The sequence below is a fragment of the Pseudomonas sp. B611 genome, assembly GCF_055407965.1.
Genome location: NZ_JBUZST010000012.1, coordinates 35,166 through 61,235, shown reverse-complemented (window position 1 = coordinate 61,235; position 26,070 = coordinate 35,166). Strand labels below are relative to the sequence as shown.

21 protein-coding genes are annotated in these 26,070 nt (G+C 60.4%); 8 read left to right on the top strand and 13 right to left on the bottom strand.

Annotation, left to right across the window (positions count from 1 at the left end; genetic code table 11):
• Nucleotides 1-113 precede the first annotated feature (113 nt).
• On the top strand, nt 114-470 hold the full coding sequence (locus ACZRMO_RS21810) for a hypothetical protein (RefSeq protein WP_463974189.1): 357 nt from the start codon (nt 114-116) through the stop codon (nt 468-470).
• 15 nt (nt 471-485) lie between these two features.
• On the opposite strand, the gene gdhA is transcribed toward ACZRMO_RS21810, so the two are convergent.
• Both gdhA and ettA read right to left on the bottom strand, forming a co-directional pair.
• The gene (gene gdhA / locus ACZRMO_RS21805; RefSeq protein WP_257783141.1) at nt 486-1,823 is read right to left on the bottom strand and encodes an NADP-specific glutamate dehydrogenase; all 1,338 of its coding nucleotides are present in this window, start codon (nt 1,821-1,823) and stop codon (nt 486-488) included.
• A gap of 393 nt (nt 1,824-2,216) precedes the next feature.
• Nucleotides 2,217-3,881: an energy-dependent translational throttle protein EttA gene (ettA, locus tag ACZRMO_RS21800; protein ID WP_017737425.1), complete on the bottom strand. Its 1,665-nt coding sequence runs from the start codon at nt 3,879-3,881 to the stop codon at nt 2,217-2,219.
• Nucleotides 3,882-4,166: 285 nt separating this feature from the next.
• Here ettA and ACZRMO_RS21795 point away from each other — a divergent pair, with 285 nt between their 5' ends.
• The gene (locus ACZRMO_RS21795; RefSeq protein ID WP_463974188.1) at nt 4,167-8,018 is read left to right on the top strand and encodes a sensor domain-containing protein; all 3,852 of its coding nucleotides are present in this window, start codon (nt 4,167-4,169) and stop codon (nt 8,016-8,018) included.
• 240 nt (nt 8,019-8,258) lie between these two features.
• On the top strand, nt 8,259-9,512 hold the full coding sequence (glyA, locus tag ACZRMO_RS21790) for a serine hydroxymethyltransferase (RefSeq protein WP_017737423.1): 1,254 nt from the start codon (nt 8,259-8,261) through the stop codon (nt 9,510-9,512).
• Between the two features lie 195 nt (nt 9,513-9,707).
• Here glyA and yjiA read toward each other — a convergent pair whose 3' ends face one another.
• The 3 genes from yjiA to ACZRMO_RS21775 form a co-directional block, all read right to left on the bottom strand.
• A complete protein-coding gene (yjiA, locus tag ACZRMO_RS21785; protein ID WP_463974187.1) occupies nt 9,708-10,667 on the bottom strand; it encodes a GTPase in 960 nt (319 codons plus the stop codon).
• Nucleotides 10,668-10,823: 156 nt separating this feature from the next.
• The gene (locus tag ACZRMO_RS21780; protein WP_017737420.1) at nt 10,824-11,021 is read right to left on the bottom strand and encodes a YbdD/YjiX family protein; all 198 of its coding nucleotides are present in this window, start codon (nt 11,019-11,021) and stop codon (nt 10,824-10,826) included.
• Between the two features lie 15 nt (nt 11,022-11,036).
• A complete protein-coding gene (locus ACZRMO_RS21775; protein WP_463974186.1) occupies nt 11,037-13,103 on the bottom strand; it encodes a carbon starvation CstA family protein in 2,067 nt (688 codons plus the stop codon).
• 174 nt (nt 13,104-13,277) lie between these two features.
• On the opposite strand from ACZRMO_RS21775, the gene ACZRMO_RS21770 reads away from it, so the two are divergent.
• Nucleotides 13,278-13,646 carry a PilZ domain-containing protein gene (locus ACZRMO_RS21770; RefSeq protein ID WP_463974185.1) on the top strand — a complete coding sequence of 123 codons (369 nt, stop codon included), beginning with the start codon at nt 13,278-13,280 and terminating at the stop codon, nt 13,644-13,646.
• A 50-nt stretch (nt 13,647-13,696) separates the two neighbouring features.
• Here ACZRMO_RS21770 and radA read toward each other — a convergent pair whose 3' ends face one another.
• The 3 genes from radA to katB are packed head-to-tail and all read right to left on the bottom strand — an operon-like array spanning nt 13,697 to nt 17,239.
• On the bottom strand, nt 13,697-15,064 hold the full coding sequence (radA, locus tag ACZRMO_RS21765) for a DNA repair protein RadA (protein ID WP_017737417.1): 1,368 nt from the start codon (nt 15,062-15,064) through the stop codon (nt 13,697-13,699).
• Nucleotides 15,065-15,099: 35 nt separating this feature from the next.
• On the bottom strand, nt 15,100-15,639 hold the full coding sequence (locus tag ACZRMO_RS21760) for an ankyrin repeat domain-containing protein (RefSeq protein WP_463974184.1): 540 nt from the start codon (nt 15,637-15,639) through the stop codon (nt 15,100-15,102).
• A 58-nt stretch (nt 15,640-15,697) separates the two neighbouring features.
• Nucleotides 15,698-17,239 (bottom strand): catalase KatB, encoded by a 1,542-nt coding sequence (gene katB, locus ACZRMO_RS21755; RefSeq protein ID WP_463974183.1) that lies wholly within the window; start codon nt 17,237-17,239, stop codon nt 15,698-15,700.
• A gap of 287 nt (nt 17,240-17,526) precedes the next feature.
• On the opposite strand from katB, the gene mscL reads away from it, so the two are divergent.
• On the top strand, nt 17,527-17,943 hold the full coding sequence (gene mscL / locus ACZRMO_RS21750; RefSeq protein WP_017737414.1) for a large-conductance mechanosensitive channel protein MscL: 417 nt from the start codon (nt 17,527-17,529) through the stop codon (nt 17,941-17,943).
• Between the two features lie 45 nt (nt 17,944-17,988).
• Here the strand turns inward: mscL and ACZRMO_RS21745 are convergent, their stop codons facing one another.
• Nucleotides 17,989-18,765, bottom strand: a complete 777-nt coding sequence (locus tag ACZRMO_RS21745; RefSeq protein WP_463974182.1) for a ferredoxin--NADP reductase — start codon at nt 18,763-18,765, stop codon at nt 17,989-17,991.
• 458 nt (nt 18,766-19,223) lie between these two features.
• On the opposite strand from ACZRMO_RS21745, the gene ACZRMO_RS21740 reads away from it, so the two are divergent.
• A complete protein-coding gene (locus ACZRMO_RS21740; RefSeq protein WP_463974181.1) occupies nt 19,224-19,934 on the top strand; it encodes a helix-turn-helix transcriptional regulator in 711 nt (236 codons plus the stop codon).
• Nucleotides 19,935-20,095: 161 nt separating this feature from the next.
• Nucleotides 20,096-21,220, top strand: a complete 1,125-nt coding sequence (locus ACZRMO_RS21735; protein ID WP_463974180.1) for a methyltransferase — start codon at nt 20,096-20,098, stop codon at nt 21,218-21,220.
• A gap of 68 nt (nt 21,221-21,288) precedes the next feature.
• Here ACZRMO_RS21735 and ACZRMO_RS21730 read toward each other — a convergent pair whose 3' ends face one another.
• The 3 genes from ACZRMO_RS21730 to ACZRMO_RS21720 are packed head-to-tail and all read right to left on the bottom strand — an operon-like array spanning nt 21,289 to nt 23,917.
• Complete coding sequence (locus tag ACZRMO_RS21730; protein WP_017737410.1) at nt 21,289-21,456, bottom strand: DUF2474 domain-containing protein; 168 nt, start codon at nt 21,454-21,456, stop codon at nt 21,289-21,291.
• Between the two features lie 12 nt (nt 21,457-21,468).
• Nucleotides 21,469-22,476, bottom strand: coding sequence for a cytochrome d ubiquinol oxidase subunit II (gene cydB, locus ACZRMO_RS21725; RefSeq protein WP_017737409.1), 1,008 nt, complete (start codon nt 22,474-22,476; stop codon nt 21,469-21,471).
• A 1-nt stretch (nt 22,477) separates the two neighbouring features.
• Nucleotides 22,478-23,917: a cytochrome ubiquinol oxidase subunit I gene (locus tag ACZRMO_RS21720; protein WP_463974179.1), complete on the bottom strand. Its 1,440-nt coding sequence runs from the start codon at nt 23,915-23,917 to the stop codon at nt 22,478-22,480.
• A gap of 317 nt (nt 23,918-24,234) precedes the next feature.
• On the opposite strand from ACZRMO_RS21720, the gene ACZRMO_RS21715 reads away from it, so the two are divergent.
• Nucleotides 24,235-25,476 (top strand): MFS transporter, encoded by a 1,242-nt coding sequence (locus tag ACZRMO_RS21715; RefSeq protein ID WP_463974178.1) that lies wholly within the window; start codon nt 24,235-24,237, stop codon nt 25,474-25,476.
• On the opposite strand, the gene ACZRMO_RS21710 is transcribed toward ACZRMO_RS21715, so the two are convergent.
• The gene (locus tag ACZRMO_RS21710; RefSeq protein ID WP_207043222.1) at nt 25,477-25,923 is read right to left on the bottom strand and encodes a DUF4879 domain-containing protein; all 447 of its coding nucleotides are present in this window, start codon (nt 25,921-25,923) and stop codon (nt 25,477-25,479) included.
• Nucleotides 25,924-26,070: the final 147 nt, after the last annotated feature.

Genomic DNA, 26,070 nt, shown 5'->3' with positions numbered 1-26,070 from the left:
GCGGCGCTGTCCACCTAGCACCCAACGCCTTTCTCACGTCCCTTTCACGCCGGCCCGACAATTCTCTATCTAGACTTCTCCCCATCAGCCGGTAGCCGGCCAGGGAGTCTGTCATGTGGCGGTATGCGGTATTGCTGTGCGCGGTGATGTGGCTGGCCGGTTGCCAATCAACCCATGAGGATTTATTGGCCAAAGGTTATCCGCCAGCATTCGCCGATGGCTTTGACGACGGCTGCAGCAGCGGTCGCCAGGCCGCGGGCGTGATTACCGGGGAGTTTCGCAAGAACGTCCCGCGTTATCTGAAAGATCGCGAGTACGCCGAAGGGTGGGAAGACGGCTTTCGCCAGTGCAAGGCCATGCGTGAAAACGAAGAGCTGCGCGACTACAAGGACAATCACTGGGACGACCGTGAGCGCGCCTGGCAACATGAAAAAGACCGCGATGCCGCCAGGGCCTATCGTTCGCAATAGGCCCTGGTTGCAGCGTTAGACGATGCCTTGAGCCAGCATCGCGTCGGCCACTTTCACGAAGCCGGCGATGTTCGCGCCCTTCACGTAGTTGATCCGGCCGTTTTCTTCGCCGTAGTGCACGCACGCGTGGTGGATCGACTGCATGATGTTGTGCAGCTTGCTGTCCACCTCACCGGCGGTCCACAACAGGCGCATGGCATTCTGCGACATTTCCAGGCCGCTCACGGCCACGCCACCGGCGTTGGAGGCCTTGCCCGGGGCGAACAGAATGCCGGCTTCGATAAAGATATCCACCGCCGCCAGCGTGGTCGGCATGTTGGCGCCTTCGGCCACGCAGAGGCAGCCGTTGCGCAGCAAGGTGCGGGCGGCGTCGGCGTCGAGTTCGTTCTGGGTCGCGCAGGGCAGCGCGATGTCGCAGGCCAGTTCCCAGGGGGTTTGACCCTTGCGGAATTCCAGGCCGAACCGCTCGGCCAGTTCGCTGATGCGACCGCGCTGGACGTTTTTCAGCTCCAGCAGGGCCGACCACTGTTCTTCGGTCAAACCGCTTTCGGCGTACAGGGTGCCTTCCGAGTCAGACAGGGAGATCACCTTGCCGCCCAGGTCCATGACCTTGCGCGCCGCGTATTGCGCCACGTTGCCGGAACCGGACACCGCCACGCGCTTGCCTTCAACCCGCAGGCCGTCGCGCTTGAGCATTTCTTCGGCGAAGTACACGCAACCGAAACCGGTGGCTTCCGGGCGGATCAGGCTGCCGCCGTAGGTCATGCCCTTGCCGGTCAGCACGGAGGTGAACTGGTTGCTCAGGCGCTTGTACTGGCCGAACAGGAAGCCGATCTCGCGGGCGCCCACGCCGATATCGCCGGCCGGCACATCAACGTCGGCGCCGATGTGGCGGTACAGCTCACTCATAAAGGACTGGCAGAAGCGCATGACTTCAGCGTCGCTCTTGCCCTTGGGGTCGAAGTCCGAGCCGCCTTTGCCGCCGCCCATGGGTAGCGAGGTCAGGGAGTTCTTGAAGGTCTGTTCGAAGGCGAGGAATTTCAGCACGCCCAGGTTCACCGACGGGTGGAAGCGCAGGCCGCCTTTGTAGGGGCCGATTGCGCTGTTCATCTGGATGCGGAAGCCGCGATTGACCTGGACCTTGCCATGATCATCCACCCACGACACCCGGAAGGTAATCGCACGTTCCGGCTCGCAGATGCGTTCCAGGATACCCGAGGTCAGGTAATGCGGATTGGACTCGAGAAACGGCCACAGGCTGCGTAGGACTTCTTCTACGGCCTGGTGGAATTCTGGCTGGTCCGGGTCGCGTTTCTTCAGGCGGGCAAGGAAGGATTCGACGGATTCGATCATGGAAAAGTCTCGGCAAATTGATTGTTTTTAAATGAGATTGGGCCGGACTTTATCAATTCATGTCGCACTGCGACAGGGCAAAATGTCGCCTTTGTGAATTTAAATGGTGCATTTGATATAAATAGAGGCCTTTTTTTGCCCTTAAACAGGGATTTCACCCCGAGGCATGCACCAACATATAGACCGCCATCGCAGGCAAGCCAGCTCCCACATTTACTGTGTTCACAAATGATCGTTCCCACGCTCCGCGTGGGAATGCATCCTGTGACGCTCCGCGTCACACCTCTAACAGCAGACGCGGAGCGTCCAGGGCTGCATTCCCACGCAGAGCGTGGGAACGAGCAAAAAAAAACGGAGCCCGAAGGCTCCGCTTTTTCAAACCACCAACCCGAATCAGGCCAGTTTTTTGTGACGCACGCGGTGCGGCTGGGCAGCCGCATCGCCCAAGCGCTTTTTACGGTCCGCTTCGTACTCGGTGTAGTTACCTTCGAAGAACACCGCTTGCGAGTCGTCTTCGTACGCCAGGATGTGGGTCGCGACGCGGTCAAGGAACCACCGATCGTGAGAGATCACAATGGCGGCGCCCGGGAAGTCCAGCAGGGCTTCTTCCAGGGAACGCAGGGTTTCAACGTCGAGGTCGTTGGACGGTTCGTCGAGCAGCAGGACGTTGCCGCCCTCTTTCAAGGTCAGGGCCAGGTGCAAGCGACCGCGCTCACCACCGGACAGGTCCTTGACGAACTTCTGCTGGTCGCCGCCCTTGAAGTTGAAACGACCGACGTAGGTACGCGACGGGATTTCATAGTTGCCGATGCGGATCTGGTCGGAACCGTCGGAAATCTGCTGGAACACGGTCTTGCTGCCGTCGAGGTCTTCGCGGCTCTGGTCCACACAGGCCAGTTGCACGGTTTCGCCGATCTCGATGCTGCCGGAGTCCGGGGTTTCCTTGCCCATCAGCATGCGGAACAGTGTGGACTTACCCGCACCGTTACCACCAATAACGCCGACGATCGCGCCTTTTGGCATGGAGAACGACAGGTTGTCGATCAGCACGCGGTCGCCGTAGCCCTTGGAAACGTTCTTGAACTCGATGACCTTGTCACCCAAGCGCGGACCGGCCGGGATGTAGATCTCGTTGGTTTCCGAACGCTTCTGGAATTCCTGCGATTGCATTTCTTCGAAGCGTTGCAGACGTGCCTTGGATTTCGACTGGCGGGCCTTGGCGCCTTTGCGCACCCACTCCAGTTCTTCCTTCATGGCTTTTTCGTGGGCCGATTGCTGCTTGGATTCGGCAGCCAGACGGTCGGACTTGGCTTCCAGCCAACCGGAGTAGTTGCCCTCGTAAGGGATACCGGCGCCACGGTCGAGCTCGAGGATCCAGCCAGCAACGTTGTCCAGGAAGTAACGGTCGTGCGTGATCGCTACCACGGTGCCCGGGAAGTCGTGAAGGAAGTGTTCCAGCCAAGCGACGGAGTCGGCGTCCAAGTGGTTGGTTGGTTCGTCGAGCAGCAGCATGTCGGGGGCCGACAGCAGCAGGCGGCACAAGGCCACACGACGCTTCTCACCACCGGACAGGAATTCGACCTTGGCGTCCCACGCCGGCAGGCGCAGTGCGTCGGCGGCCACTTCCAGCTGGCGCTCCAGGTTGTGGCCATCGCCAGCCTGCAGGATGGCTTCGAGCTTGGCTTGTTCAGCGGCCAGTTTGTCGAAGTCGGCGTCTTCGTCAGCGTAAGCCGCGTAGACCTCGTCCAGGCGCGCCTGGGCGTTCTTGATCACGGCGACGGCTTCTTCAACCACTTCGCGCACGGTCTTGGTCGGGTCCAGGATCGGCTCTTGCGGCAGGTAGCCGATGTTCAGCTCGGGCATCGGGCGGGCTTCGCCTTCGAACTCGGTATCGACGCCGGCCATGATTTTCAGCAGCGTGGACTTACCCGAACCGTTGAGGCCGAGCACGCCGATCTTGGCGCCAGGGAAGAAGGACAGCGAAATGTTTTTCAGGATTTCCCGCTTCGGCGGAACAACTTTTCCCAGCCGATGCATGGTGAAGACGTATTGAGCCATGGTGAACCTAGCGTCAGTGACTGATGAATTAAGCGGGCGAAGCCCGTGTCAGGCCATGCGCCGCGCGGGCCGTTGACGATAATCAATGCCTGCGTGCGGAAAAAAGCCTGAATGTCTGGGGCTGGAACGCCCTCGCGTAACCGGCAAAGCTACCTGAATGCGCTTGGTCAGTCCAGCCAAGCGGGGCTGGCACTTTGCCACAACTCAAGGCATGCTAGCCGCCCTTCGGCGTCCGGCTTATAGTGCGTGTCGCACGCCAGTCCAGCCAACCCGCAGGATCACAGCTTGTCCAAAGTCACGCCGCCCACTCCTCTGCGCGCTGCCCACATAGCGCCGGGAGCACCCCTGCACGGCACCTTGAAAGGCGCATTGGCGACGCTTGTCCTCATGTTGCTCGCCTTATTGTTCTGGCAGTTGCTGGACCAGTTGCAGCAAAACCAGAAAAACCAGCAGCAATACACCATCGACTACAGCGCCGACCTGGCTGAGCAGATCAGCCTGAACATGGCCCTGAGCGCAAAAATCGCCCTGAATCTGCTGCCGATGGTCGAGCCGCCGCGCAACAACGAACAACAGCAAGCGCTGATGCACACGCTGCAGCGCTCTCTGCCGGAACTGCGCAGCATCGCCCTGCTCGCCCCCAGCGGCGCCATGATCAGTGACAGCGCCAGCGACAGCCAGGACGCAGCCTTGCTTGAAGAGCTGGTGCAGCGCAGCCATTCCCAGCCTTATTACCTGAGCAACAGCAGCGACGGTACGATCATCTACCTGTTGCTGCACCAGCCCAGCGGCGGCTCGCGGGTCTACTGGGCGCTGCGCCTGGCGCCCAACTACCTGGTCAACCTGACCCGCCAGGACGGCCAGGGCCAGCGGCCGATGTGGGCCATCGAGAACCGCCTGAATCACCGCGTGGTCAGCCGTGACAGCGGCATGCCGGCGCAATGGGCGTCGGCGCTGACCCCGGACGAACTGAACAAAAGCGTGCTGGTCACCCCCCTGAGTAAAAGCGACTGGCAATTGCGCGGGCTGTTCGACCGCACCGCCGTGCTGGAAGAACTGCTGCCGGCGTTCATCGGCAAGTGCCTGCTGGGCCTGGCGTTCTCGCTGATCCCGGTGTTCGTGCTGGTCAACATGCGCCGTCGCCAGCGCCAGGTGCACGAGGGTCGGCGGCGCTACCAGGACATTTTCGAAGGCACTGGCGTGGCCCTGTGCGTGCTCGACCTGTCCGGGCTCAACACGTTCTTCGACAAGGCCCGGCTGCAGACCCGCGAACAACTGCGCGACTGGCTGCAAGGCAACCGCGAGCAACGCCAGCAACTGCTGCGGGAGCTGCGTATCACCGAGGTCAACCAGGTCGCGGTGCGCCTGCTCAACGTCAGCTCGTGCGAAGAGGCCTGGGAACGCCTGATCGATGATTGCCCGCGCAACGCCACGGCCATCGGCTACCAGGTGCTCGAAGCGGTCCTGACCGAGCAAAAGCAACTGGAGCTGGAAATCCAGCTCAACGACGTCGCCGGCAACGAACAATACCTGTGGCTGGTGATGCGCCTGCCGGAGCAGCAGGACGACTTCAAGGCCGTGATCCTGAGCATCAGCGACATCACCAGCCGCAAGCTGATCGAGCTGTCGCTGGTGGAGCGCGAGAGTTTCTGGTCGGACGTGGTGCGCACCGTGCCCGACCACCTGTATGTGCAGGATGTGATCAGCCAGCGCATGATTTTCAGCAACCACCACCTGGGCCACACCCTCGGCTATAACAAGGCCGAATTGCAGCAAATGGGCGAGTACTTCTGGGAAATCCTGCTCCATCCCGAAGACGCCGAGCACTACCACGACCTGCGCCAACAGCAGCGCCAGGCCGGCTATTCGACGCAACTGCAATGCCAGCTGCGCTTTCGTCACCGCAATAACCAGTGGCGTCGCTTCGATATCCGCGAGCAGGCCCTGGCCCGTGACAAGGCCGCGCAAGTCACGCGTATCATCGGCGTGGCCAAGGACATCACCGACCAGATCGAAGCCAGCGAATCCCTGCGCGACAGCGAGCAGCGCTACCGCATGCTCGCCGAAAGCATCAGCGACGTGATCTGCTCCACCGACAGCCAACTGGCCCTCAACTACATCAGCCCATCGGTCAGCGCGGTGCTGGGCTATGACGTGGATTGGGTGTTCAAGAACGGCTGGCAGTCGATCATCGCCAACCCGCAGCAACTGACCGGCATTTATAGCCTGGTGGAACAGGTCAGCCGTGCCCTCGGCGACAGCGAGGCGCTGGCCAAGCTGCGCGACGAAGCGCAAACCCAGCTGTTCCTGTTTGACTGCCTGCGCGCCGACGGGCGCAAAGTGCCGATCGAGCTGCGCCTGGTGCTGGTGTGGGATGAACACGGCACGTTCGAAGGCATCCTCGGCGTCGGCCGCGACATCAGCCAGCAACGCCGCGCCGAGAAAGACCTGCGCATGGCAGCCACGGTATTCGAACACTCTACCTCGGCGATCCTGATCACCGACCCCGCCGGCTACATCGTGCAGGCCAACGACGCGTTCAGCCGCGTCAGTGGCTACAGCGTGGCGGATGTACTCGACCAGTTACCGAACATGCTCACCGTCGACGAGCAGCAGGAAGCCCATCTGCGCTACGTGCTCAAGCAGTTGCACCAGCACAGCACCTGGGAAGGCGAAGTGTGGCTCAAGCGCCGCAACGGCGAGCATTACCCGGCGTGGGTCGGCATCACTGCCGTGTTCGACGACGAAGGCGACCTGGCTAGCTACGTGTGCTTCTTCAGCGATATCAGCGAGCGCAAGGCCAGCGAGCAGCGCATCCACCGCCTGGCCTATTACGACGCCCTGACCCACCTGCCCAACCGCACGCTGTTCCAGGACCGCCTGCACACCGCGTTGCAGTCGGCCGAACGGCAGAAGTCGTGGGTAGTGCTGATGTTCCTCGACCTTGACCGCTTCAAACCGATCAACGACTCCCTGGGCCACGCCGCCGGCGACCGCATGCTCAAGGAAATGGCCACGCGCCTGCTCGGTTGCGTCGCCGAAGACGACACCGTGGCGCGCATGGGCGGCGACGAGTTCACCTTGCTGCTGCAACCGCGCATCAGCCGCGAAATGGCGCTGAACCGCGCAATCCACGTGGCCGAGCAGATCCTCGCCAGCCTGGTAAAACCGTTTGTGCTGGAAGGCCGCGAGTTCTTTGTCACGGCCAGTATCGGTATCGCCCTCAGCCCGCAGGACGGCAATGAGCTGAGCCAGCTGATGAAAAACGCCGACACCGCGATGTATCACGCCAAGGAACGCGGCAAGAACAACTTCCAGTTCTACCAGGCCGACATGAACGCCAGCGCCCTGGAACGCCTGGAGCTGGAAAGCGACCTGCGCCACGCCCTGGACCAGAACGAATTCGTGCTCTATTACCAGCCGCAGTTCAGCGGCGATGGCAAACGCTTGACCGGCGCCGAAGCCTTGCTGCGCTGGCGCCACCCGCGTCGCGGGCTGGTGCCGCCGGGGGACTTTATCCCGGTGCTGGAAGAGTTGGGCCTGGTGGTGGACGTGGGCGACTGGGTCATCAGCGAAGCTTGCCGCCAGCTCAAGACCTGGCACCAGAACAAGGTGCGCGTACCGAAGGTCTCGGTGAACATCTCGGCGCGGCAGTTCTCCGACGGCCAACTGGGCGAGCGCATCGCCAGCATCCTTGAAGACACCGGCCTGCCGCCGGCGTGCCTGGAGCTGGAGCTGACCGAAAGTATCCTGATGCGCGAAGTCAACGAAGCCATGCATATCCTCGACAGCCTGAAAAACCTGGGCTTGAGCATTGCCGTGGATGACTTCGGTACCGGCTATTCGTCGCTCAACTACCTCAAGCAATTCCCCATCGACGTATTGAAGATCGACCGCACCTTTGTCGATGGCCTGCCGTCTGGCGAACAGGACGCGCAGATCGCCCGCGCCATTATCGCCATGGCCCACAGCCTGAACCTGGCGGTGATCGCCGAGGGCGTGGAGACCCATGAGCAGCTGGATTTCCTGCGTGAGCATGGTTGCGATGAGGTGCAGGGGTATCTGTTCGGGCGGCCGATGCCGGCGAATCGGTTTGAGGCGCAGTTCTGCAATGATGCGCTGTTCATGTTCGACTGAAGTTTTGTGCTGGGGCTGATGGCCTCTTCGCGAGCAAGCCCGCTCCCACATTCGACCGCATTTCAATGTTGGAACTCGGTCAAGTGTGGGAGCGGGCTTGCTCGCGAAAGGGCCAGCACAAGCACCACTTATCCCCAGATGAGCCCCACTTGTCCGCGACATGATGTCCTTTCATATGCCATCTAAAACCCATTGGGTTAGAATGCCCTCCTTTTCTGCCCCCGATCCTTGAGGACCGCCATGTTCAGCCGTGATTTGACTATTGCCAAGTACGACGCCGATCTCTTTGCCGCCATGGAGCAAGAAGCCGTGCGCCAGGAAGAGCACATTGAGCTGATCGCTTCGGAAAACTACACCAGCCCAGCGGTCATGGAGGCTCAGGGTTCGGTTCTGACCAACAAGTACGCCGAAGGCTACCCAGGCAAGCGCTACTACGGCGGTTGCGAGTACGTCGACGTGGTTGAGCAACTGGCCATCGACCGCGCCAAAGAACTGTTCGGCGCCGATTACGCCAACGTCCAGCCACACGCCGGCTCCCAAGCCAACAGCGCCGTGTACCTGGCCCTGCTGCAAGGCGGCGACACCATCCTGGGCATGAGCCTGGCCCACGGCGGTCACCTGACCCACGGCGCCAGCGTTTCCTCCTCCGGCAAGCTGTACAACGCCGTTCAATACGGTATCGATGCCAACGGCCTGATCGACTACGACGAAGTCGAGCGCCTGGCGGTTGAACACAAGCCAAAAATGATCGTGGCCGGTTTCTCTGCCTACTCGCAGATCCTGGATTTCCCACGCTTCCGCGCTATCGCCGACAAGGTTGGCGCCTACCTGTTCGTCGACATGGCCCACGTGGCCGGTCTGGTCGCCGCTGGCGTCTACCCGAACCCAGTGCCTTACGCTGACGTAGTGACCACCACTACCCACAAGACCCTGCGTGGTCCACGTGGCGGCCTGATCCTGGCTCGCGCCAACGCCGACATCGAGAAGAAGCTGAACTCCGCCGTATTCCCAGGCGCCCAGGGTGGCCCGCTGGAGCACGTGATCGCCGCCAAAGCGATCTGCTTCAAGGAAGCGCTGCAGCCTGAGTTCAAGACCTACCAGCAACAAGTGGTGAAGAACGCCCAGACCATGGCCAGCGTGTTCATCGAGCGCGGTTTTGACGTGGTGTCCGGCGGTACTGAAAACCACCTGTTCCTGCTGTCGCTGATCAAGCAGGACATTTCCGGTAAAGATGCTGACGCTGCCTTGGGCAAAGCCTTCATCACCGTGAACAAAAACTCCGTGCCGAACGACCCACGTTCGCCGTTCGTCACCTCCGGCCTGCGCTTCGGCACCCCGGCTGTGACCACTCGTGGCTTCAAGGAAGCAGAGTGCAAGGAACTGGCTGGCTGGATCTGCGACATCCTGGCTGACCTGAACAACGAAGCCGTGATCGACGCGGTCCGTGAGAAGGTCAAGGCCATCTGCAAGAAGCTGCCGGTGTACGGCGCGTGATTGCAGTAGCTTGAATGAAAAGCCCGGCTCTTGAGCCGGGCTTTTTTGTGCCTGAAAACACTGCTTTCTCAAGCTGAAATGCAATCAAATGTGGGAGCTGGCTTGCCTGCGATAGCTGACTTTCAGTTAGCCCATCAGTGCCTGATGCACCGCTATCGCAGGCAAGCCAGCTCCCACAGTGGATCGGATTTCAAGTCAGGATTGGTAGATGCGAGCAAAGCCGTCGCGAATCTTGTCCTCGGGCAACTCATCGGCAATAAACACAATCACACTCTCCCGCGCCTCACCCTCGGCCCATTCGGTATCCCAATCGAACCCGTACAGCTTGAGCACACCCTGGAACACCATCCGGCGGTCTTCCCCGGCAATGTTCAGCACGCCTTTGTAGCGCAGCAGTTGCTTGCCGTGGTCTTCCAGCAGCTCATTCATGAACTCGCTGAGGCGATCAATATCCAGCGGCTGGTCGGTGCGCAGCACCAGGCTGGAGATACGGTCGATAGACGGCGCCTTGCTGACCGGTCGCAGGCTCATGCCGGCATTGAGGTTGAAGCCACGTACGTCGAGCAATTCGGCCAGGTCGATGTTGCCATGGTCTACCACACGAATCGGCGCGCGACGGTTGATGCGCGTCAGGCGCTCGCTGAGGGCGTCAAAGGTGGCGTCATCCACCAGGTCGCGTTTGCTCACCAGCAGGCGGTCAGCAAAGCCGATCTGCGCCTGGGCGATGGTCTGGGTCAGGTGATGCTCGGCGTGGGCCGCGTCCACCAGGGTGATGATGCCGTCGAGGATGTAGCGCTCACGCAGTTCCTCGTCGATGAAAAAGGTCTGCGCCACTGGTGCAGGGTCGGCCAGGCCGGTGGTTTCGATCACTAGGCGGTCGAAAGCGATCTCGCCGCTGTCCAGGCGTTCGAGCAGCAGGTACAGGGCTTTGGTCAGGTCGGTGTGGATGGTGCAGCACACGCAGCCGTTGGACAGGGTCATGACTTGCACCGGTTCATCGCCCAACAGCTGGGTGTCGATACCGGTGTCACTGAATTCGTTTTCGATCACGGCGATTTTCAGGCCGTGCTCGGCTTTGAGCAGGTGGCGCAGCAAGGTGGTCTTGCCGGCGCCGAGGAAGCCGCTGAGGATGGTGACCGGGATGGGAGAGGACAAAACTGATCTCCTGATAACTGAAGGAACACAAAACAAATGTGGGAGCGGGCTTGCTCGCGAAAGCAGTGTGTCAGCCAGCACATACATCAACTGACAGACCGCTTTCGCGAGCAAGCCCGCTCCCACATGGGATCACCGCCAGCCCGGACTACCGGGTTAGCAGCATTTAGGCCCACCCTTGCCACCGTAACGGGCTTCCTGACGTTCCCGGAAGAACGTCTTGTAGTCCATCATCGGCTTGTCCGGGTGCTTGGTTTGCATATGCTCGACGTACGTGTCGTAGTCGGGCATGCCGACCATCAGGCGCGCGGCCTGACCGAGGTATTTACCGAGGCGACTGATGTCATTGAACATGGCTGCAATCCTCTATCACGCGTCCGGCTGGGCCTGGAACGGGGCTTCTTTATCCGTACGTTCTTTGTTGCCCCAGGCGGCGACGCCAACCTTGAGCGCATAGAACAGGATGCTGAACACCACGAACAGGAACAGCGCCGTCAGCGTTGCGTTGGTGTAGGCGTTCCAGATCACGTGCTGCATCTGGTCGATGCTCTTCGCCGGCGCGAGGATCTGGCCGTTGGCCAGGGCATCGCTGTACTTCTTCGCCAGCGACAGGAAGCCAATCGCCGGGTTGGCGTCGAACAGCTTGATGAAGCCTGCGGTGGTGGTGCAGATCAGCAGCCAGACGGCTGGCAGCATGGTCACCCAGATGTAGCGTTGGCGTTTCATTTTGATCAGCACAACCGTCGCCAGCATCAGCGCGATACCTGCCAGCATCTGGTTGGAGATACCGAACAGCGGCCACAAGGTGTTGATGCCGCCCAGTGGGTCGATCACGCCTTGATACAGCAGGTAACCCCACATCGCCACGCAACCTGCGGTCGCGATCAGGTTGGCGGTCCACGATTCGGTGCGTTTCAGCGCCGGCACGAAGGAACCCAGCAGGTCTTGCAGCATGAAGCGACCGGCACGGGTACCGGCGTCAACCGCGGTGAGGATGAACAGCGCTTCGAACAGGATCGCAAAGTGGTACCAGAACGCCATGGTGTTTTCACCCGGCAGCACACTGTGCAGGATCTGCGCGATACCTACCGCGAGCGTCGGCGCACCGCCGGCACGGGCCAGGATGGTGGTTTCACCGATGTCGTGGGCCACGGCCGACAGCGCCTCTGGCGTAATCGCAAAGCCCCAGCTGCTGACGGTTTGCGCAACGGTCACCACGTCAGATCCGACGACCGCAGCCGGGCTGTTCATGGCGAAGTACACACCTGGCTCGATCACCGAAGCGGCAACCATCGCCATGATGGCCACGAACGACTCCATCAACATACCGCCGTAACCGATGTAGCGCGCATGGCTTTCGTTGGCCAGCAACTTGGGTGTGGTGCCCGAGGAGATCAGGGCATGGAAACCCGAGACCGCGCCACAGGCGATGGTGATGAACAGGAACGGGAACAGGCCACCCTTCCACAAAGGGCCAGTGCCGTCGATGAACTGGGTCAGTGCCGGCATTTTCAGGTCTGGCATGGTGACCAGGATGCCGATGGCCAGGGCGATGATGGTGCCGATCTTGAGGAACGTAGAGAGGTAGTCACGCGGCGCCAGGATCAGCCACACCGGCAACACCGCTGCGACGAAACCGTAGCCGATCAGCATCCAGGTGATTTGAATGCCGGTGAAGGTAAACGCCTTGGCCCATACAGGGTCAGCCGCAATCTGCCCGCCCAGCCAGATCGAACCCAGCAGCAACAGCACGCCGATGATCGAAATCTCGCCGATGCGGCCCGGGCGGATGTAGCGCATGTAGATGCCCATGAACATCGCGATCGGGATGGTCGCCATCACCGTGAAGATGCCCCACGGGCTCTCGGCCAGGGCCTTGACCACGATCAGCGCCAGCACCGCGAGGATGATGATCATGATCAGGAAGCAGCCGAACAGCGCGATGGTCCCCGGAATGCGGCCCATCTCTTCGCGCACCATATCCCCCAGGGAACGGCCGTTGCGACGGGTGGACAGGAACAGGACCATGAAGTCCTGCACCGCACCGGCCAGCACCACGCCGGCAATCAGCCAGAGCGTGCCGGGCAGGTAGCCCATTTGCGCCGCCAGTACCGGGCCGACCAGGGGGCCTGCACCGGCAATCGCCGCAAAGTGGTGACCGAAAAGGATGTGTTTGTTGGTCGGCACATAGTCCAGACCGTCGTTGTTGATCACTGCGGGGGTAGCCCGCCGTGGATCGAGTTGCATCACGTTATTCGCGATGAACAGGCTGTAGTAGCGGTATGCGACCAGGTAGATGGCCACAGCAGCGACCACAATCCACAAGGCGTTGATCGCCTCGCCGCGGCGCAAGGCCACTACGCCAAGGGCGCACGCTCCTACGATTGCCAGCACCAGCCAGGGTAGGTGGCGTAGCAGGCTATTATTATTTTTCATTTTTATATTCCAGCCAGGGTGGACAGAAAGGACAGCCGTTCCGAGTTTAGCGCTGTTGGCTTTAAAGACCACCCCCCTACGTTGGTCTAGAGCCTTCTGCGGGCAAAAAAAGCAGAAATATCGGGCCAATGATGGCGCAGGGCTACAATCCTCCTATCTCCAGAGGGTTTCACCATGACCGAGCAAGCGTCTGATCGCCGTCGTTTCCGCCGGATCGCCTTTGATGCCAAGACCGAACTTCGGCAAAACGGCCGGGAATGGCCAGTGCAATTGGTGGATTTGTCGTTAAAGGGTTTGTTGGTGCAAAGACCCGAAGAGTGGAAGGGCAACAAGGCCTTACCGTTCGATGTCGATATACGCCTGGACCCCAAGACCCCGATCAAGATGCAAGTGCGGCTGACCCATGAGGACAATGGGCAATTGGGGTTTGTGTGCCAGCACATTGACCTGGATTCGATCAGCCACTTGCGAAGGTTGATCGAGTTGAACCTTGGCGATGAGGAAGAGCTGCACCGAGAGTTGGCGGCCTTGCTGGAGACATAACAAACAACACAAATCAACTGTGGGAGCTGGCTTGCCTGAAGGATTGGGGATTATTCGAAGAGAGCATCCAACGCCTGCTCCAACCGTGTCACGCCAATAATCTGAATCCCCGGCGGCGACTCTTTCGGCGCGTTGCCCTTGGGCACGATCGCACGCTTGAAGCCATGCTTGGCCGCCTCCTTCAACCGCTCCTGGCCACTCGGCACCGGGCGCACTTCGCCCGACAGGCCGACTTCACCAAACACCAGCAGGTCGTGAGGCAACGGGCGGTTGCGCAAACTGGACATGACCGCCGCCATCAACGCCAGGTCGGACGCGGTCTCCAACACCTTGACCCCGCCCACCACGTTGAGGAACACGTCCTGGTCGTGGGTCGGAATGCCACCATGGCGATGCAACACCGCCAGCAACATCGCCAGGCGGTTCTGGTCCAGGCCCAGGGTCACGCGGCGCGGGTTGGCCAGGTGGCTGTCATCCACCAGCGCCTGCACTTCCACCAGCATTGGCCGGGTGCCTTCCCACGTTGCCATCACCACGCTGCCGGGGACTTCTTCTTGGGCACGCGTGAGGAAAATCGCCGATGGGTTGGAGACTTCTTTCAGCCCCCGGTCCGTCATGGCGAAAACACCCAGTTCGTTGACCGCCCCAAAGCGGTTCTTCACCGCCCGCAGCAAACGCAGGCGGCCGTCGGACTCACCCTCGAAATACAACACGGTATCCACCATGTGCTCCAGCACCCGCGGCCCGGCCAGCGCGCCCTCTTTGGTCACATGCCCGACCAGGAAGATCGCCGTGCCACTTTGCTTGGCATAGCGCACCAGCAGCGCCGCGCTTTCACGCACCTGGGAGACGCCACCCGGCGCCGATTGCAGCTGTTCGGTGAAAATGGTCTGGATCGAGTCGATCACCATGACCTTGGGCTTTTCGATCCGCGCCGTGGCGATGATGCTTTCGATGCAGGTTTCGGTCATCACCCGCAGCTGGTCCTGGGGCAACCCCAGGCGACGGGCGCGCATGGCCACTTGTTGCTGGGATTCTTCACCGGTGACGTACAACGCCGGCATGCGGCTGGCAATGCTGCACAGGGTTTGCAGGAGGATGGTCGACTTACCGATGCCCGGGTCGCCGCCGATCAGCACCACCGAGCCGTCCACCAGGCCGCCGCCGAGAACGCGGTCCAGCTCACCGGACGCGGTGGAAAACCGCGGAATCTCTTCGACGCTGACTTCGGCCAGCGTCTTGATCTGCGCCTGCTGCCCGGTCCAACCCGCACGCCCGGTAGGCGCTGCGGCGCCGCCGCTTTCGATCATGGTTTCAGTGAGGGTGTTCCACGCACCGCACTCGCCGCACTGGCCGGCCCACTTGGGAAAGGTCGCGCCGCACTCTGTGCAGCCGTACATGCGCTTGGCCTTTGCCATTTGAGAACCTCCAACCGAAAAACCGCGATGATAGCTCAGCGCGACGCCGGGGTCCGGATTTCACCGCTGGCCAAGCGTGAAGCGCTGTTGCCGACGGGGTCTTCCGCATTGAGATCAGCGCCCTTGGCTTTCAGCTCGTCCAACAGCTCAAGGCGCTTGAACAACCCGGCGTACATGGCCGCCGTCTGCCCGGCGCCATTGCGCTGGTCGGGGTTGCAGTCGGTGCTCAGCAGGCGCTGGGCGATTTTCAGCTCGCCCTTGAAGATCGCGCCCATCAGCGCAGTGTTACCACGCTTGTCCTGCACACAGGCGTCGGCGCCGGCGGTGAGCAGGCGCTCCACGAATGGGCCCTGGCCGTGATACGCCGCCAGGATCAGCGCGGTGTAGCCCTTGTCGTCCTGGGTATTGAGGCTGTAGCCAGAGTCGATGAAGGTGTTGAGCATGTCGAGATCGCCACGGCGGGCCGCGTCGAAATAGTAGTCCTGCAACTGCGCCTTGAGCGCCGCAGGCTCGGGAGCCTCGGCCTGGGCGACAAAGGCCAGCATGGCCAGCAGCAGCCCTATGGAAATACGCATGGGTGTTCTCCTGCCAAAGGCCAGCGCCCGATCAAGAGCGCCAGCCGTGACCAACGGATCAGTCCGTCAGTTTGTCTGCCAGCGCCTTCACGCGCGCCAGGTCACCTTTGGCGACCTTGGCCACGCCGGTGCCGTACTCAGGGTCTGCCTTGTAGAGGAACGACAGGATGATGTGCTTGCTCTCGTCATCGGTGGTGGCCAGGGAGCCGCCGAAGTTTTCGATCAAGTCCTGACGCTCTTTCTTGTTGAAGGAACGGTACAGATCGCCAGCCTGCTTGAAGTTCTGCTCACGCTGGATCTTCGCTTGCTGGGTGCTGCCCGCCAGTGGCGACTGGCTATAGCGCGCGGCTTGCGGTTCTTCCCGTGGCAGCAGGCGGCTTGGCTGGTAGTTCACGCCGCTGGTGGTCTTGCCGAAGTTCATCGCGCCATCCTGGTTGCCGTTGTTGACGGTCACCCGTGGCGCGTTGATCGGCAGTTGCAGGGCATTGGCGCCCAAGCGGTACATCTGGGTATCGGCGTAGGAAAACACCCGGCCTTGAAGCAGGCGGTCTTCCGAGGGCTCGATGCCCGGCACCAGGTTGGCCGGGGCCATGGCGACCTGCTCGGTTTCCTGGAACACGTTCGCCGGGTTGCGGTTCAGCACCATCTGCCCGACTTTACGCTCGGCAACGTTCGGCCAGATCTTGGTGGCGTCCAGCGGGTCGAAGTCAAACTTGGCCAGGTCCTCAGGCTTGAGCACTTGCACGTACAAGTCCCACTTGGGGAAGTCGCCTTTGTTGATATGGGTGACCAAGTCGTTGGTCATGTGGCTGTAATCACGCCCCTGCACTTCGGTAACTTGCTTGGGATCAAGATTCTTGATGCCTTGCAGGCTCTTCCAGTGGAACTTGACGTAGTGCACTTCGCCCTTGGCATTGATCAACTTGTAGGCATGTACGCCATTGCCGTCCATTTCACGATAGCTGGCCGGGGTACCGGAGTCGGAGTACAACTCGGTCAATGTACGGGTGGCCTCGGGAACATGTGAGAAGAAGTCGAAACGGCGCGAATCGTCGTCCAGGTTAGTGCGCGGGTCCGGCTTGAAGGCATGGACCATGTCCGGGAACTTGATCGCGTCACGGATAAAGAACGTCGGGAAGTTATTGCCAACCAGGTCCCAGTTGCCTTCGGCGGTGTAGAACTTGGTGGCGAAGCCGCGTGGGTCACGCAGGGTTTCCGGGGAATGGTTACCGTGGACCACGGCCGAGAAACGCACGAATACCGGGGTCGCCTCGCCTGCGGCGAAGACCTTGGCCTTGGTCAGGTCGCTGAGGTTATCGGTGACGGTGAACGTGCCGTGGGCGCCAGTGCCACGGGCATGCACCACGCGCTCGGGAATGCGCTCACGGTCGAAGCGTTGCAACTTTTGAATAAGCTGCACGTCCTGGAGCAGTACCGGGCCGTTGGCGCCGGCGGTTTGCGAGTTCTGGTTGTCGCCCACGGCCGCGCCGTTGTCGCGGGTCAGGTTGGCGGCCTGCACCGACAGGGACAGCAGGCTGGCGGTCACCAGCACCAGCACGGATCGCGCTGACACAGGCCCGCGAATCATTGGGTTCTTCATCGAGGTTTCCTCTGGTTTTTTTAATGCACATTCAGTTGTGCTTGCCAGAGGCTAGTGATCCGAACGCCAGAAGATAAATAGAAAAACACCACCGGGCCGATTGAGAAAAAAATGTGGTAAGCCGTTGAAATGACGAGTAATTCGCGCGCGATTGATGGCACTTTGCAAACTATTTGCGATTTAATGTGTCGATAAAACCTAACAGTGTTAACAGTTGTGTCGCGCAAGCCCTCTACGACTGACTTACACTGACCTCCACCCTTCTCATCTGTAACAAGGAATAACCTATGGGCGTGATCAGTGAGTTCAAGGCCTTCGCGGTCAAAGGTAATGTGGTCGATATGGCCGTCGGTATCATCATCGGCGCAGCCTTCGGCAAAATTGTTTCCTCGTTTGTAGGCGACGTGGTGATGCCACCCATCGGTCTGTTGATCGGCGGTGTGGACTTTGGTGACTTGGCGATAACGCTCAAGGCCGCACAAGGCGACGTGCCTGCGGTGGTGCTGGCGTACGGCAAGTTCATCCAAAGCGTGATCGACTTTGTGATAGTCGCGTTTGCGATCTTCATGGGCGTGAAGGCGATCAACCGCCTGAAGCGTGAAGAGGCCGTAGCGCCAAGCCTGCCGCCGACGCCGACCAAGGAAGAAGTGTTGCTGGGTGAGATCCGCGATCTGCTCAAGGCACAGAACGACAAACCGCTCTAACCGGAACGGGTTTGAAAAAAGGCGCCTGCTGAGGCGCCTTTTTTATTACCAGTAGTTTTCCACCGCCACTTGGCCCGGGCGTCGGCTCAGGCTCAGTTGCATATCGCGTTGCTTGAGCAACTGGCGGGTGTCATCGACCATCTGCGGGTTGCCGCAAATCAGCACCCGGGAATGTTCCGGGGCTAGCTCAACGCCTGCGGCGCGCTCCAGTTCGCCATTTTCGATCAGCGTGGTGATGCGCCCGTTCAAGGTGCCCGGATGCTGCTCGCGTGTGACGATGGGGATGTAGGTGAGTTTGTGCGCGTACTCGGCCAGGTATTCGCGCTCGCCCAATGTATTGATCAGTGACTGGTACGCCAGCTCCTTGGCCTCCCGTGCGCTGTACACCAGGATAATGCGCTCAAACTTCTCCCAGACTTCGAAGTCCTGCAGGATCGACAGGAACGGCGCCACGCCGGTTCCCGTGCCCAACAGCCACAGGTCACGCCCGTCGACAAAACGGCTCAGGGTCAGGAAGCCTGTGGCCTGGCGCTCCACCATCAACGTATCGCCCACCTGCAAGCGGCTCAGCTCGCTGGTGAACTCACCACCGGGGACGACGATGGAAAAGAAGTCCAGATGCTCATCAAATGGCGACGACACGATGGAATAAGCACGCCATACGGTGCTGCCATCCGCCTTGGTCACACCCAGGCGTACGAACTGGCCGGCGGTGAAACGAAAGCCTGGGTCGCGGGTGGTGCGCAGGGTGAAGAGGCTGGGGGTCAGCGATTGCACGTCGAGCAAGGTCTGCCGGGTAAATTTCTCAGCACTGGCCGTCATGGGGAACTCCGTTTTACACAGGCGCCTAGTGTCGCTCAAAGCCGTGTGCGCAAACACCGTTGATTTGTACTGGCATTGCCGCGGGCCAGAGCGTTGCACTCTGCGCGCGGGAAAGCGTGTCCCATTTCCGAGATCACTTTGCAAAAAAAAACCTGCTTTAGTTCTGACTAATTATTTGGCTATTAACACACTTCCAATTCACCGCTAGATGAAATACCTCATACAACCGCCATCATCCTGACACTACTTACAACCCCTTTAAATTTAATAAAAAAGAGTCACCCGCTTCGATAGCTATACAAAAAACCGCTTAACGTACAAAAAAACATCGCTATAAAAACAGGGGATACATAACATTTTTTTCACTTAATGCCGTAAGTCATGTCCTACACTAATTTTCGTGCAGCTCTGGGATGAGGACGTACCCGAGCCACGTAGAAACCCATGGAGATTTACCAATGGTGAACTGGCGCAATACTCGGCTCCCCAAACTGGAAGATAAAAGCGAGATCGAAGCAATCTTTGACATGGTCACCCACCATATCCTTGAACTCGGCTTCCAATACTGTTCCTTCACAATGAGCTCTCAACTACCCGACGACAAAACCAAACCGATCCACATCAGCAACTATCCAATTGGATGGAATCATATTTATAAACAAGCGCGCTTCTTTGATGTAGACCCTGTAGTTGCCCACTGCAAACGCTGCGTACTTCCTATCGTATGGGAAGAGAAGGCCTTCAGTGCCGCACCTGGATTGTGGTCACTGGCCCAATCGTTTGGAGTGCATCAGGCATGGACACAACCCGTACACGATTTCCAGGGTGTCTACAGCATGCTGACGCTGGGGCGCAGTACCGGTGAAGTCAGCCCGCAAGAATTGTATGAAAAGGCCGGCAACGTATTGTGGTTGTGCCATGCCATGCACGCTGCCGTTGCACAGCAATATGCGGACAAGTCCAGTATCAATGCCCCTTGCACGCTGACAGCACGAGAAACGGAAATTCTCAAATGGTCAGGCATGGGCAAGACCGCGGAAGAAATCGCCAGCATTATTTCGATTTCTCCCCGCACAGTGACCTTTCACGTCAGCAGCGCACTCAGGAAGCTCGGCGTTACAAACAAGATCGCCGCGGTTCTCTGTGCATCCAGAGCGGGACTTTTCTAGCTTATGTAGAAACACCGCATGTAATCGCGCCGGAAAAAACGTAACATTTACGGCCAATTCTGAGTGATGACGCAGCCCCCCGGGTGTCGCCTCGCAGTTCACTCAGACGGTTCGGTCGCCCATTGCCGAACACCCATCGATTACCCAGAGCCTCCCCCGCCATGCCCCTGCTCGAAAGCCCCTTCGCCCAGCTCGATCTGATCCGCCAGCCAGAACAACACAACGATCCGCTGCAAGCCTTCGATGCCGCCGACGAGTACCTGCTCAGCCATCTGGCGCAGCAGCAGCCGAGCGCCGCCGCCCGCGTGCTGGTGCTCAACGACAGCTTTGGTGCCCTGGCTGCCAGCCTGGAAGGCAAGGTGCAGGTGACCTCCAGCGGTGACTCCTTTCTTGCGGCCCAGGGTCTTGAGAAAAACCTGGCACGCAACGGCAAGGCATTCGATGCAGTGCGGTTCATTCCCGCCAGCGAGGTGCCGAGCGGGCCCTTTGACCGGGTCCTGATCCGTGTCCCAAAAACCTTGGCGCTGCTGGAAGAACAACTGATCCGCCTGCAAAGCCAACTGGCCCCAGGCGCCGAAGTCATCGCAGGGGCGATGATCAAGCACTTGCCACGGGCCGCCGGGGAGTTGCTGGAGCGTTATATCGGGCCGATGCACGCCTCGCTCGCCGTAAAAAAAGCACGACTGTTGATCGCCACCGTTGAGGATCGCCCGCTGGCGGTCTCGCCCTACCCAACCCGCTACACGCTGGACACGCCAGCCATCGAACTGCTCAACCATGCCAACGTGTTTTGCCGCGAAGGCCTGGATATCGGCACGCGTGCCTTCCTGCCGCACCTGCCGAAAAACCTCGGCAGTGCCCGCGTGGCGGACCTGGGCTGCGGCAACGGTGTACTGGCGATTGCCAGCGCCCTGCAAAACCCCGACGCGCAGTACACCCTGGTGGACGAGTCCTACATGGCCGTGCAATCGGCGCAGGAGAACTGGCGAACCGCCCTCGGCCAACGTGAGGTGATCGTTCGCGCCGCCGATGGCCTCGCCGGCCAGGAGCCCGATTCCCTGGACGTGGTGCTGTGCAACCCGCCGTTCCACCAGCAGCAAGTGGTCGGCGACTTCCTCGCCTGGCGCATGTTCCAGCAGGCACGGGAAACGTTGGTGGTGGGTGGCGCCCTTTATATAGTCGGCAACCGCCACTTGGGATATCACACCAAGCTGGCACGCCTGTTTCGCGGCGTAGAGCAAGTCGCCACCACGCCAAAATTTGTGATCCTCAAGGCACGCAAATAAAAAAAACCCTGCCGCGCTTGCGAGGGGCAGGGTTGAAAGACCGGGCCATCAAGCCCGGTGTTGGGATGTCAGTGTGTGCTCAGGCCTGCCGCATTCATGAACATGCGCATCAGGCTGGCCACGACAAACAGGGCCAGCACGCTGCCGGTCCAGATCATCGCCAACCACCCCAGGCGCCGCCACAGTGGCTGTTTCTCGGCCTGTTCAATCTCGTGCAACGAAGGTTTGCCGGACATGGAACGACCCTCCTAGTGATAACCGTCTTCGTGGGTGACCTTGCCGCGGAACACGTAGTAGCTCCAGAAGGTGTAGCCCAGGATGAACGGGATGATAAACAGCGTGCCCACCAGCATGAAGCCCTGGCTTTGCGGCGGCGCGGCGGCATCCCAGATCGACACGGATGGCGGGATGATGTTCGGCCACAGGCTGATCCCCAGGCCGCTGTAGCCGAGGAAGATCAGCACCAGCGTCAGCAGGAACGGCGTGTAGTGCGCATTGCGCGCCACGGCGCGGATCAGGCCGTACAGAGTCACCAGCACCAGGATCGGTACCGGCAGGAACCAGAACAGGTTGGGCAGGGTGAACCAGCGCGCGGCAATTTCCGGGTGCGCCAGCGGCGTCCAGATACTGACAATGCCAATCACCGCCAACAGCGCGAAAGCCAACGGTCGCCCCAGGTTATGCATCTTTTCCTGCAACGAGCCTTCGGTCTTCATGATCAGCCAGGTGCAGCCCAGCAGCGCGTAGGCCACGATCAGCGCCACACCGCAGAACATCGTGAACGGCGTCGCCCAGTCCAGCGAGCCGCCGGCGAACTGGCGATCCACCACCGGAATGCCATCGATAAAGGCCCCCAGCGCCACACCCTGGAAGAACGTCGCCGCCAGCGAGCCGCCGATAAACGCCTTATCCCACAGGTGACGCTTGTCGTCCTTGGCCTTGAAGCGGAACTCGAAGGCCACGCCACGGAAGATCAAGCCGATCAACATCAGGATCAGTGGCAGGTACAGCGCCGACAACACCACCGAATAGGCCAGCGGGAAAGCGCCAAACAACGCCGCGCCGCCGAGGACCAGCCAGGTTTCGTTGCCGTCCCACACCGGGGCGACGGTGTTCATCATCACGTCACGGTCAACTTTGCCCGGGATAAACGGAAAGAGGATGCCGATACCCAGGTCGAAGCCGTCCATGACCACATACATCATGATGCCGAAGATGATGATCACGGCCCAGATCAGCGGAAGATCAATACCCATCTCAATGCCCCTTGTGCTGGATGTGGGTGTGGTCGTCATCGCTGCCATCATCCGCGGCAGACAGAGGACGGGCTGGCGTGCGTTTCTGGCCAGGACCACCGTGGGTCGGCTCATCGCCTTCGTGGGTCTGCGGACCTTTGCGCACCAGGCGCATCATGTAGCCCAGACCAGCACCGAACAGTGCGAAGTACACCACCACGAACAACACCAGGGTGATTGTCATCTGCACCAGGCTGTGCCCGGAGGACGCATCCGCCGTGCGCATCAGCCCGTAGACCACCCACGGCTGACGGCCGATTTCCGTGGTGAACCAACCGGCGAGAATCGCGATCAACCCCGACGGGCCCATCCACAAGGCCAGGTACAGGAACGGTTTGGACGTGTACATCTTGTCGCCCCGGCGCAGCCAGAGGCTGAACAGACCGGTGAAGATCATCAGGAAGCCCAGGCCGACCATGACCCGGAACGACCAGAACACAATGGTCGAATTAGGGCGATCCTCAGGCGGAAACTCCTTGAGGGCCGGCACCTGTTTGTCCAGGGAGTGGGTGAGGATCAGGCTGCCCAGGTAGGGGATTTCGACGGCGTACTTGGTCTTTTCCGCCTTCATGTCCGGCCAGCCGAACAGGATCAGCGGAGTCGGCTCGTTGCCTTTGTTTTCCCAGTGGCCCTCAATCGCGGCGATTTTCGCCGGTTGATGCTTCAGGGTATTGAGGCCGTGGAAGTCACCGATCACCGCCTGGATAGGCGCAACGATCAGCGCCATCCACATCGCCATCGAGAGCATTTTGCGGATCGCCGGGTTGTCCTTGCCACGCAGCAAGTGCCAGGCGGCCGAAGAACCGACGAAAAATGCGGTCGCCACAAACGCGGCCGTGGCCATATGCGCCAGGCGGTAAGGGAACGACGGGTTGAAAATCACCGCCAGCCAATCGGTCGGAATGACTCGGCCGTCGATGATTTCGAAACCCTGGGGCGTCTGCATCCAGCTGTTGGACGCGAGGATCCAGAAGGTGGAGATCAACGTACCGACGGCCACCATCACCGTGGAGAAAAAGTGCAGCTTGCGCCCCACCTTGTTCCAGCCGAACAGCATCACCCCGAGGAAACCCGCCTCAAGGAAGAAGGCCGTGAGCACTTCGTACGTCAGAAGCGGCCCGGTGACGGCGCCGGCGAAGTCCGAGAAGCGGCTCCAGTTGGTGCCGAACTGGTAGGCCATGACCAAGCCAGACACCACGCCCATGCCGAAGTTGACGGCAAAGATCTTCGACCAGAAATGGTAGAGATCGCGATAGGTGTCGTTGTGGGTCTTGAGCCACAGGCCTTCCAGCACCGCAAGGTAACTGGCCAGGCCGATGGTGATCGCCGGGAACAGGATGTGGAATGAGATGGTGAACGCGAATTGAATTCGGGCGAGATCTAGCGCCTCCAAACCGAACATAAGTCTTCCTCTGTCAGGTAATACCGGCTGCTGGCGGGAGCCTGCACCCACTGCCCCCACGGATATGGAGTCTGGCGAATTTCATTTCGTTCTTTTTTTAACCAACCACGTAGGGAATCTGGCCCTAAGGCCGCCAGAGCAATCCCTGGGGAGGTTTTGATCTGGATCAAGCATTGCTGAAAGAGTAGTCCCATTTTCAATGTAGGACGGCGTGGTCTTTTGCCGCGTGACAGACTGCCTCAGCTCAGTTTCAGCAACTATCTGTTACAACTTAATGCTAATCTCGGCCTTCCCTCCGGCCCTGACCTGAACTCCCGATGCCTAGTGAACCCGCGTTGCTGTTGCGTCACCACCGCCCTTTCATCGCGTTCTGGCTGGCGCGCATCTTCACCGCCAGCGGCTTCCAGATGCTTACCGTGGCCATTGGCTGGAACCTCTACCAATTGACCGGCAACGTGCTTGACCTGGGTTTGGTCGGCTTGGTGGAGTTCGTCCCGCGCGTACTGTTCATGCTGCACACCGGGCATGTGGCCGACCGCTATGAACGGCGCAAGGTCGCGGCCATCTGCCAGACTCTGCAGGCGTTGATTGCACTATCGCTGGCTATTGGCGGCCTGACCGGCAACGTCACCCGCGAGATGATCTTTATCCTCGCCTTCCTGCTCGGCGCCGCACGCTCGTTTGAAATGCCCACCACCCAGGCGCTGCTGCCAAGCATCGTGCCCAGCGCCTTGTTCCCGCGCGCGGTGGCGTCGTCGCAGTCGGCCCAGCAACTGGCTACCATCGTCGCCCCGGCCCTCGGCGGTTTGCTCTATGCGTTTGGCAGCGTGTGGGTGTATGGCCCCACGGTGGTGCTGTACCTGATTGCCTGCGGGCTGACCCTCAACCTGCCCGCCCGCCAGACGCCGCTCAACAAAGGCAAGGCCACCCTGGATTCGCTGCTGGCCGGCATCCGCTTTATCCGCAGCCGCCCGGACATCCTCGGCGCCATCTCCCTGGACCTGTTCGCCGTGCTGCTGGGCGGCGCCACCGCGTTGCTGCCGGTGTTCGCCAAGGACATCCTGCTGACCGGCGCCTGGGGCCTGGGCCTGTTGCGTTCGGCGCCAGCGGTGGGCGCGTTGTTGATGTCGTTGTGGTTGGCGCGATTCTCGGTAGACCGCCATGTCGGCCGCGTGATGTTCACCGCCGTCGGCGTGTTCGGCGTGGCGACCATCGCGTTCGGCCTGTCCACTTCGTTCTGGTTTTCATTGGCGGTGCTGGTGGTGCTGGGCGCGGCGGACATGATCAGCATGGTCATCCGCGCATCGTTCGTGCAGTTGGAGACGCCGGATGAAATGCGCGGGCGCGTCAGCGCGGTCAACGGCCTGTTTATTGGCGCATCCAACCAGTTGGGTGAATTTGAGTCGGGGATTACCGCCCACTGGTTTGGCACTGTGCCAGCGGTAGTGATGGGCGGGATCGGCACGCTGATAGTGACCGGCACCTGGATCAAGCTGTTCCCGACCCTGGCCAATCGCGACCGCATGCATGTGCCGGTCGAGGAAACCGCGAAGGTCTGATCAGCGGATATTGAGCAGGGTTTTCAGGGTGTTCTGCGGGCCGTTGATCGACGAGTTGCTGTATTCAAACCAGCCCTGGGCTTCGACATTCAGGTCGAACACATAGATGTAGCCCATCAACGTGCCTGCCCCGTTGCACACCTCGCTGACGCTGCCAACCTGACACACCGGCGTACGCTGCCCGTTCAGCTCGGCACCATCGAAGCGGCCCACGGGGTTGTTGCCCAGGCCGACTTCCATCACCGAGACCTTGGTGGGCCCACGGTGCGTACACATCTGCGTGCCCTGCGCGCGCTCGGGAATGGTTTCGGTGCAGCGCGCCGACTCGACCTTGAACACCCGCACCTCGCTCAACGGCGGTGCAGTCGCGCCCCACGCCGGTGCTGCGCCGAGCCACAGGCCGAGACAAGGGATCAGAGCTAGACTCCACGCGTTGGCTTTTTTCATGCTGTCGATGACCCTGATTTAAACGTCGGCGCAGTATGCCTCAAGGCCATGATCCTGAGCGATTGTTCACAAGGGCGAGGCCGAACACCACAGGGCCTCGGCTGCTGGTATGATGCGCCGCTTTTTCCGATCCTCTCTGAAACCACA

Bases quoted from the DNA above. Each gene is read 5' to 3' on its own strand.
- ACZRMO_RS21810 (WP_463974189.1), top strand. From the start codon at position 114: ATGTGGCGGTATGCGGTATTGCTGTGCGCGGTGATGTGGCTGGCCGGT.
- gdhA (WP_257783141.1), bottom strand. From the start codon at position 1,823: ATGATCGAATCCGTCGAATCCTTCCTTGCCCGCCTGAAGAAACGCGAC.
- ettA (WP_017737425.1), bottom strand. From the start codon at position 3,881: ATGGCTCAATACGTCTTCACCATGCATCGGCTGGGAAAAGTTGTTCCG.
- glyA (WP_017737423.1), top strand. From the start codon at position 8,259: ATGTTCAGCCGTGATTTGACTATTGCCAAGTACGACGCCGATCTCTTT.
- ACZRMO_RS21780 (WP_017737420.1), bottom strand. From the start codon at position 11,021: ATGTTCAATGACATCAGTCGCCTCGGTAAATACCTCGGTCAGGCCGCG.
- ACZRMO_RS21775 (WP_463974186.1), bottom strand. From the start codon at position 13,103: ATGAAAAATAATAATAGCCTGCTACGCCACCTACCCTGGCTGGTGCTG.
- ACZRMO_RS21770 (WP_463974185.1), top strand. From the start codon at position 13,278: ATGACCGAGCAAGCGTCTGATCGCCGTCGTTTCCGCCGGATCGCCTTT.
- radA (WP_017737417.1), bottom strand. From the start codon at position 15,064: ATGGCAAAGGCCAAGCGCATGTACGGCTGCACAGAGTGCGGCGCGACC.
- ACZRMO_RS21760 (WP_463974184.1), bottom strand. From the start codon at position 15,639: ATGCGTATTTCCATAGGGCTGCTGCTGGCCATGCTGGCCTTTGTCGCC.
- katB (WP_463974183.1), bottom strand. From the start codon at position 17,239: ATGAAGAACCCAATGATTCGCGGGCCTGTGTCAGCGCGATCCGTGCTG.
- mscL (WP_017737414.1), top strand. From the start codon at position 17,527: ATGGGCGTGATCAGTGAGTTCAAGGCCTTCGCGGTCAAAGGTAATGTG.
- ACZRMO_RS21745 (WP_463974182.1), bottom strand. From the start codon at position 18,765: ATGACGGCCAGTGCTGAGAAATTTACCCGGCAGACCTTGCTCGACGTG.
- ACZRMO_RS21740 (WP_463974181.1), top strand. From the start codon at position 19,224: ATGGTGAACTGGCGCAATACTCGGCTCCCCAAACTGGAAGATAAAAGC.
- ACZRMO_RS21735 (WP_463974180.1), top strand. From the start codon at position 20,096: ATGCCCCTGCTCGAAAGCCCCTTCGCCCAGCTCGATCTGATCCGCCAG.
- ACZRMO_RS21730 (WP_017737410.1), bottom strand. From the start codon at position 21,456: ATGTCCGGCAAACCTTCGTTGCACGAGATTGAACAGGCCGAGAAACAG.
- cydB (WP_017737409.1), bottom strand. From the start codon at position 22,476: ATGGGTATTGATCTTCCGCTGATCTGGGCCGTGATCATCATCTTCGGC.
- ACZRMO_RS21720 (WP_463974179.1), bottom strand. From the start codon at position 23,917: ATGTTCGGTTTGGAGGCGCTAGATCTCGCCCGAATTCAATTCGCGTTC.
- ACZRMO_RS21715 (WP_463974178.1), top strand. From the start codon at position 24,235: ATGCCTAGTGAACCCGCGTTGCTGTTGCGTCACCACCGCCCTTTCATC.
- ACZRMO_RS21710 (WP_207043222.1), bottom strand. From the start codon at position 25,923: ATGAAAAAAGCCAACGCGTGGAGTCTAGCTCTGATCCCTTGTCTCGGC.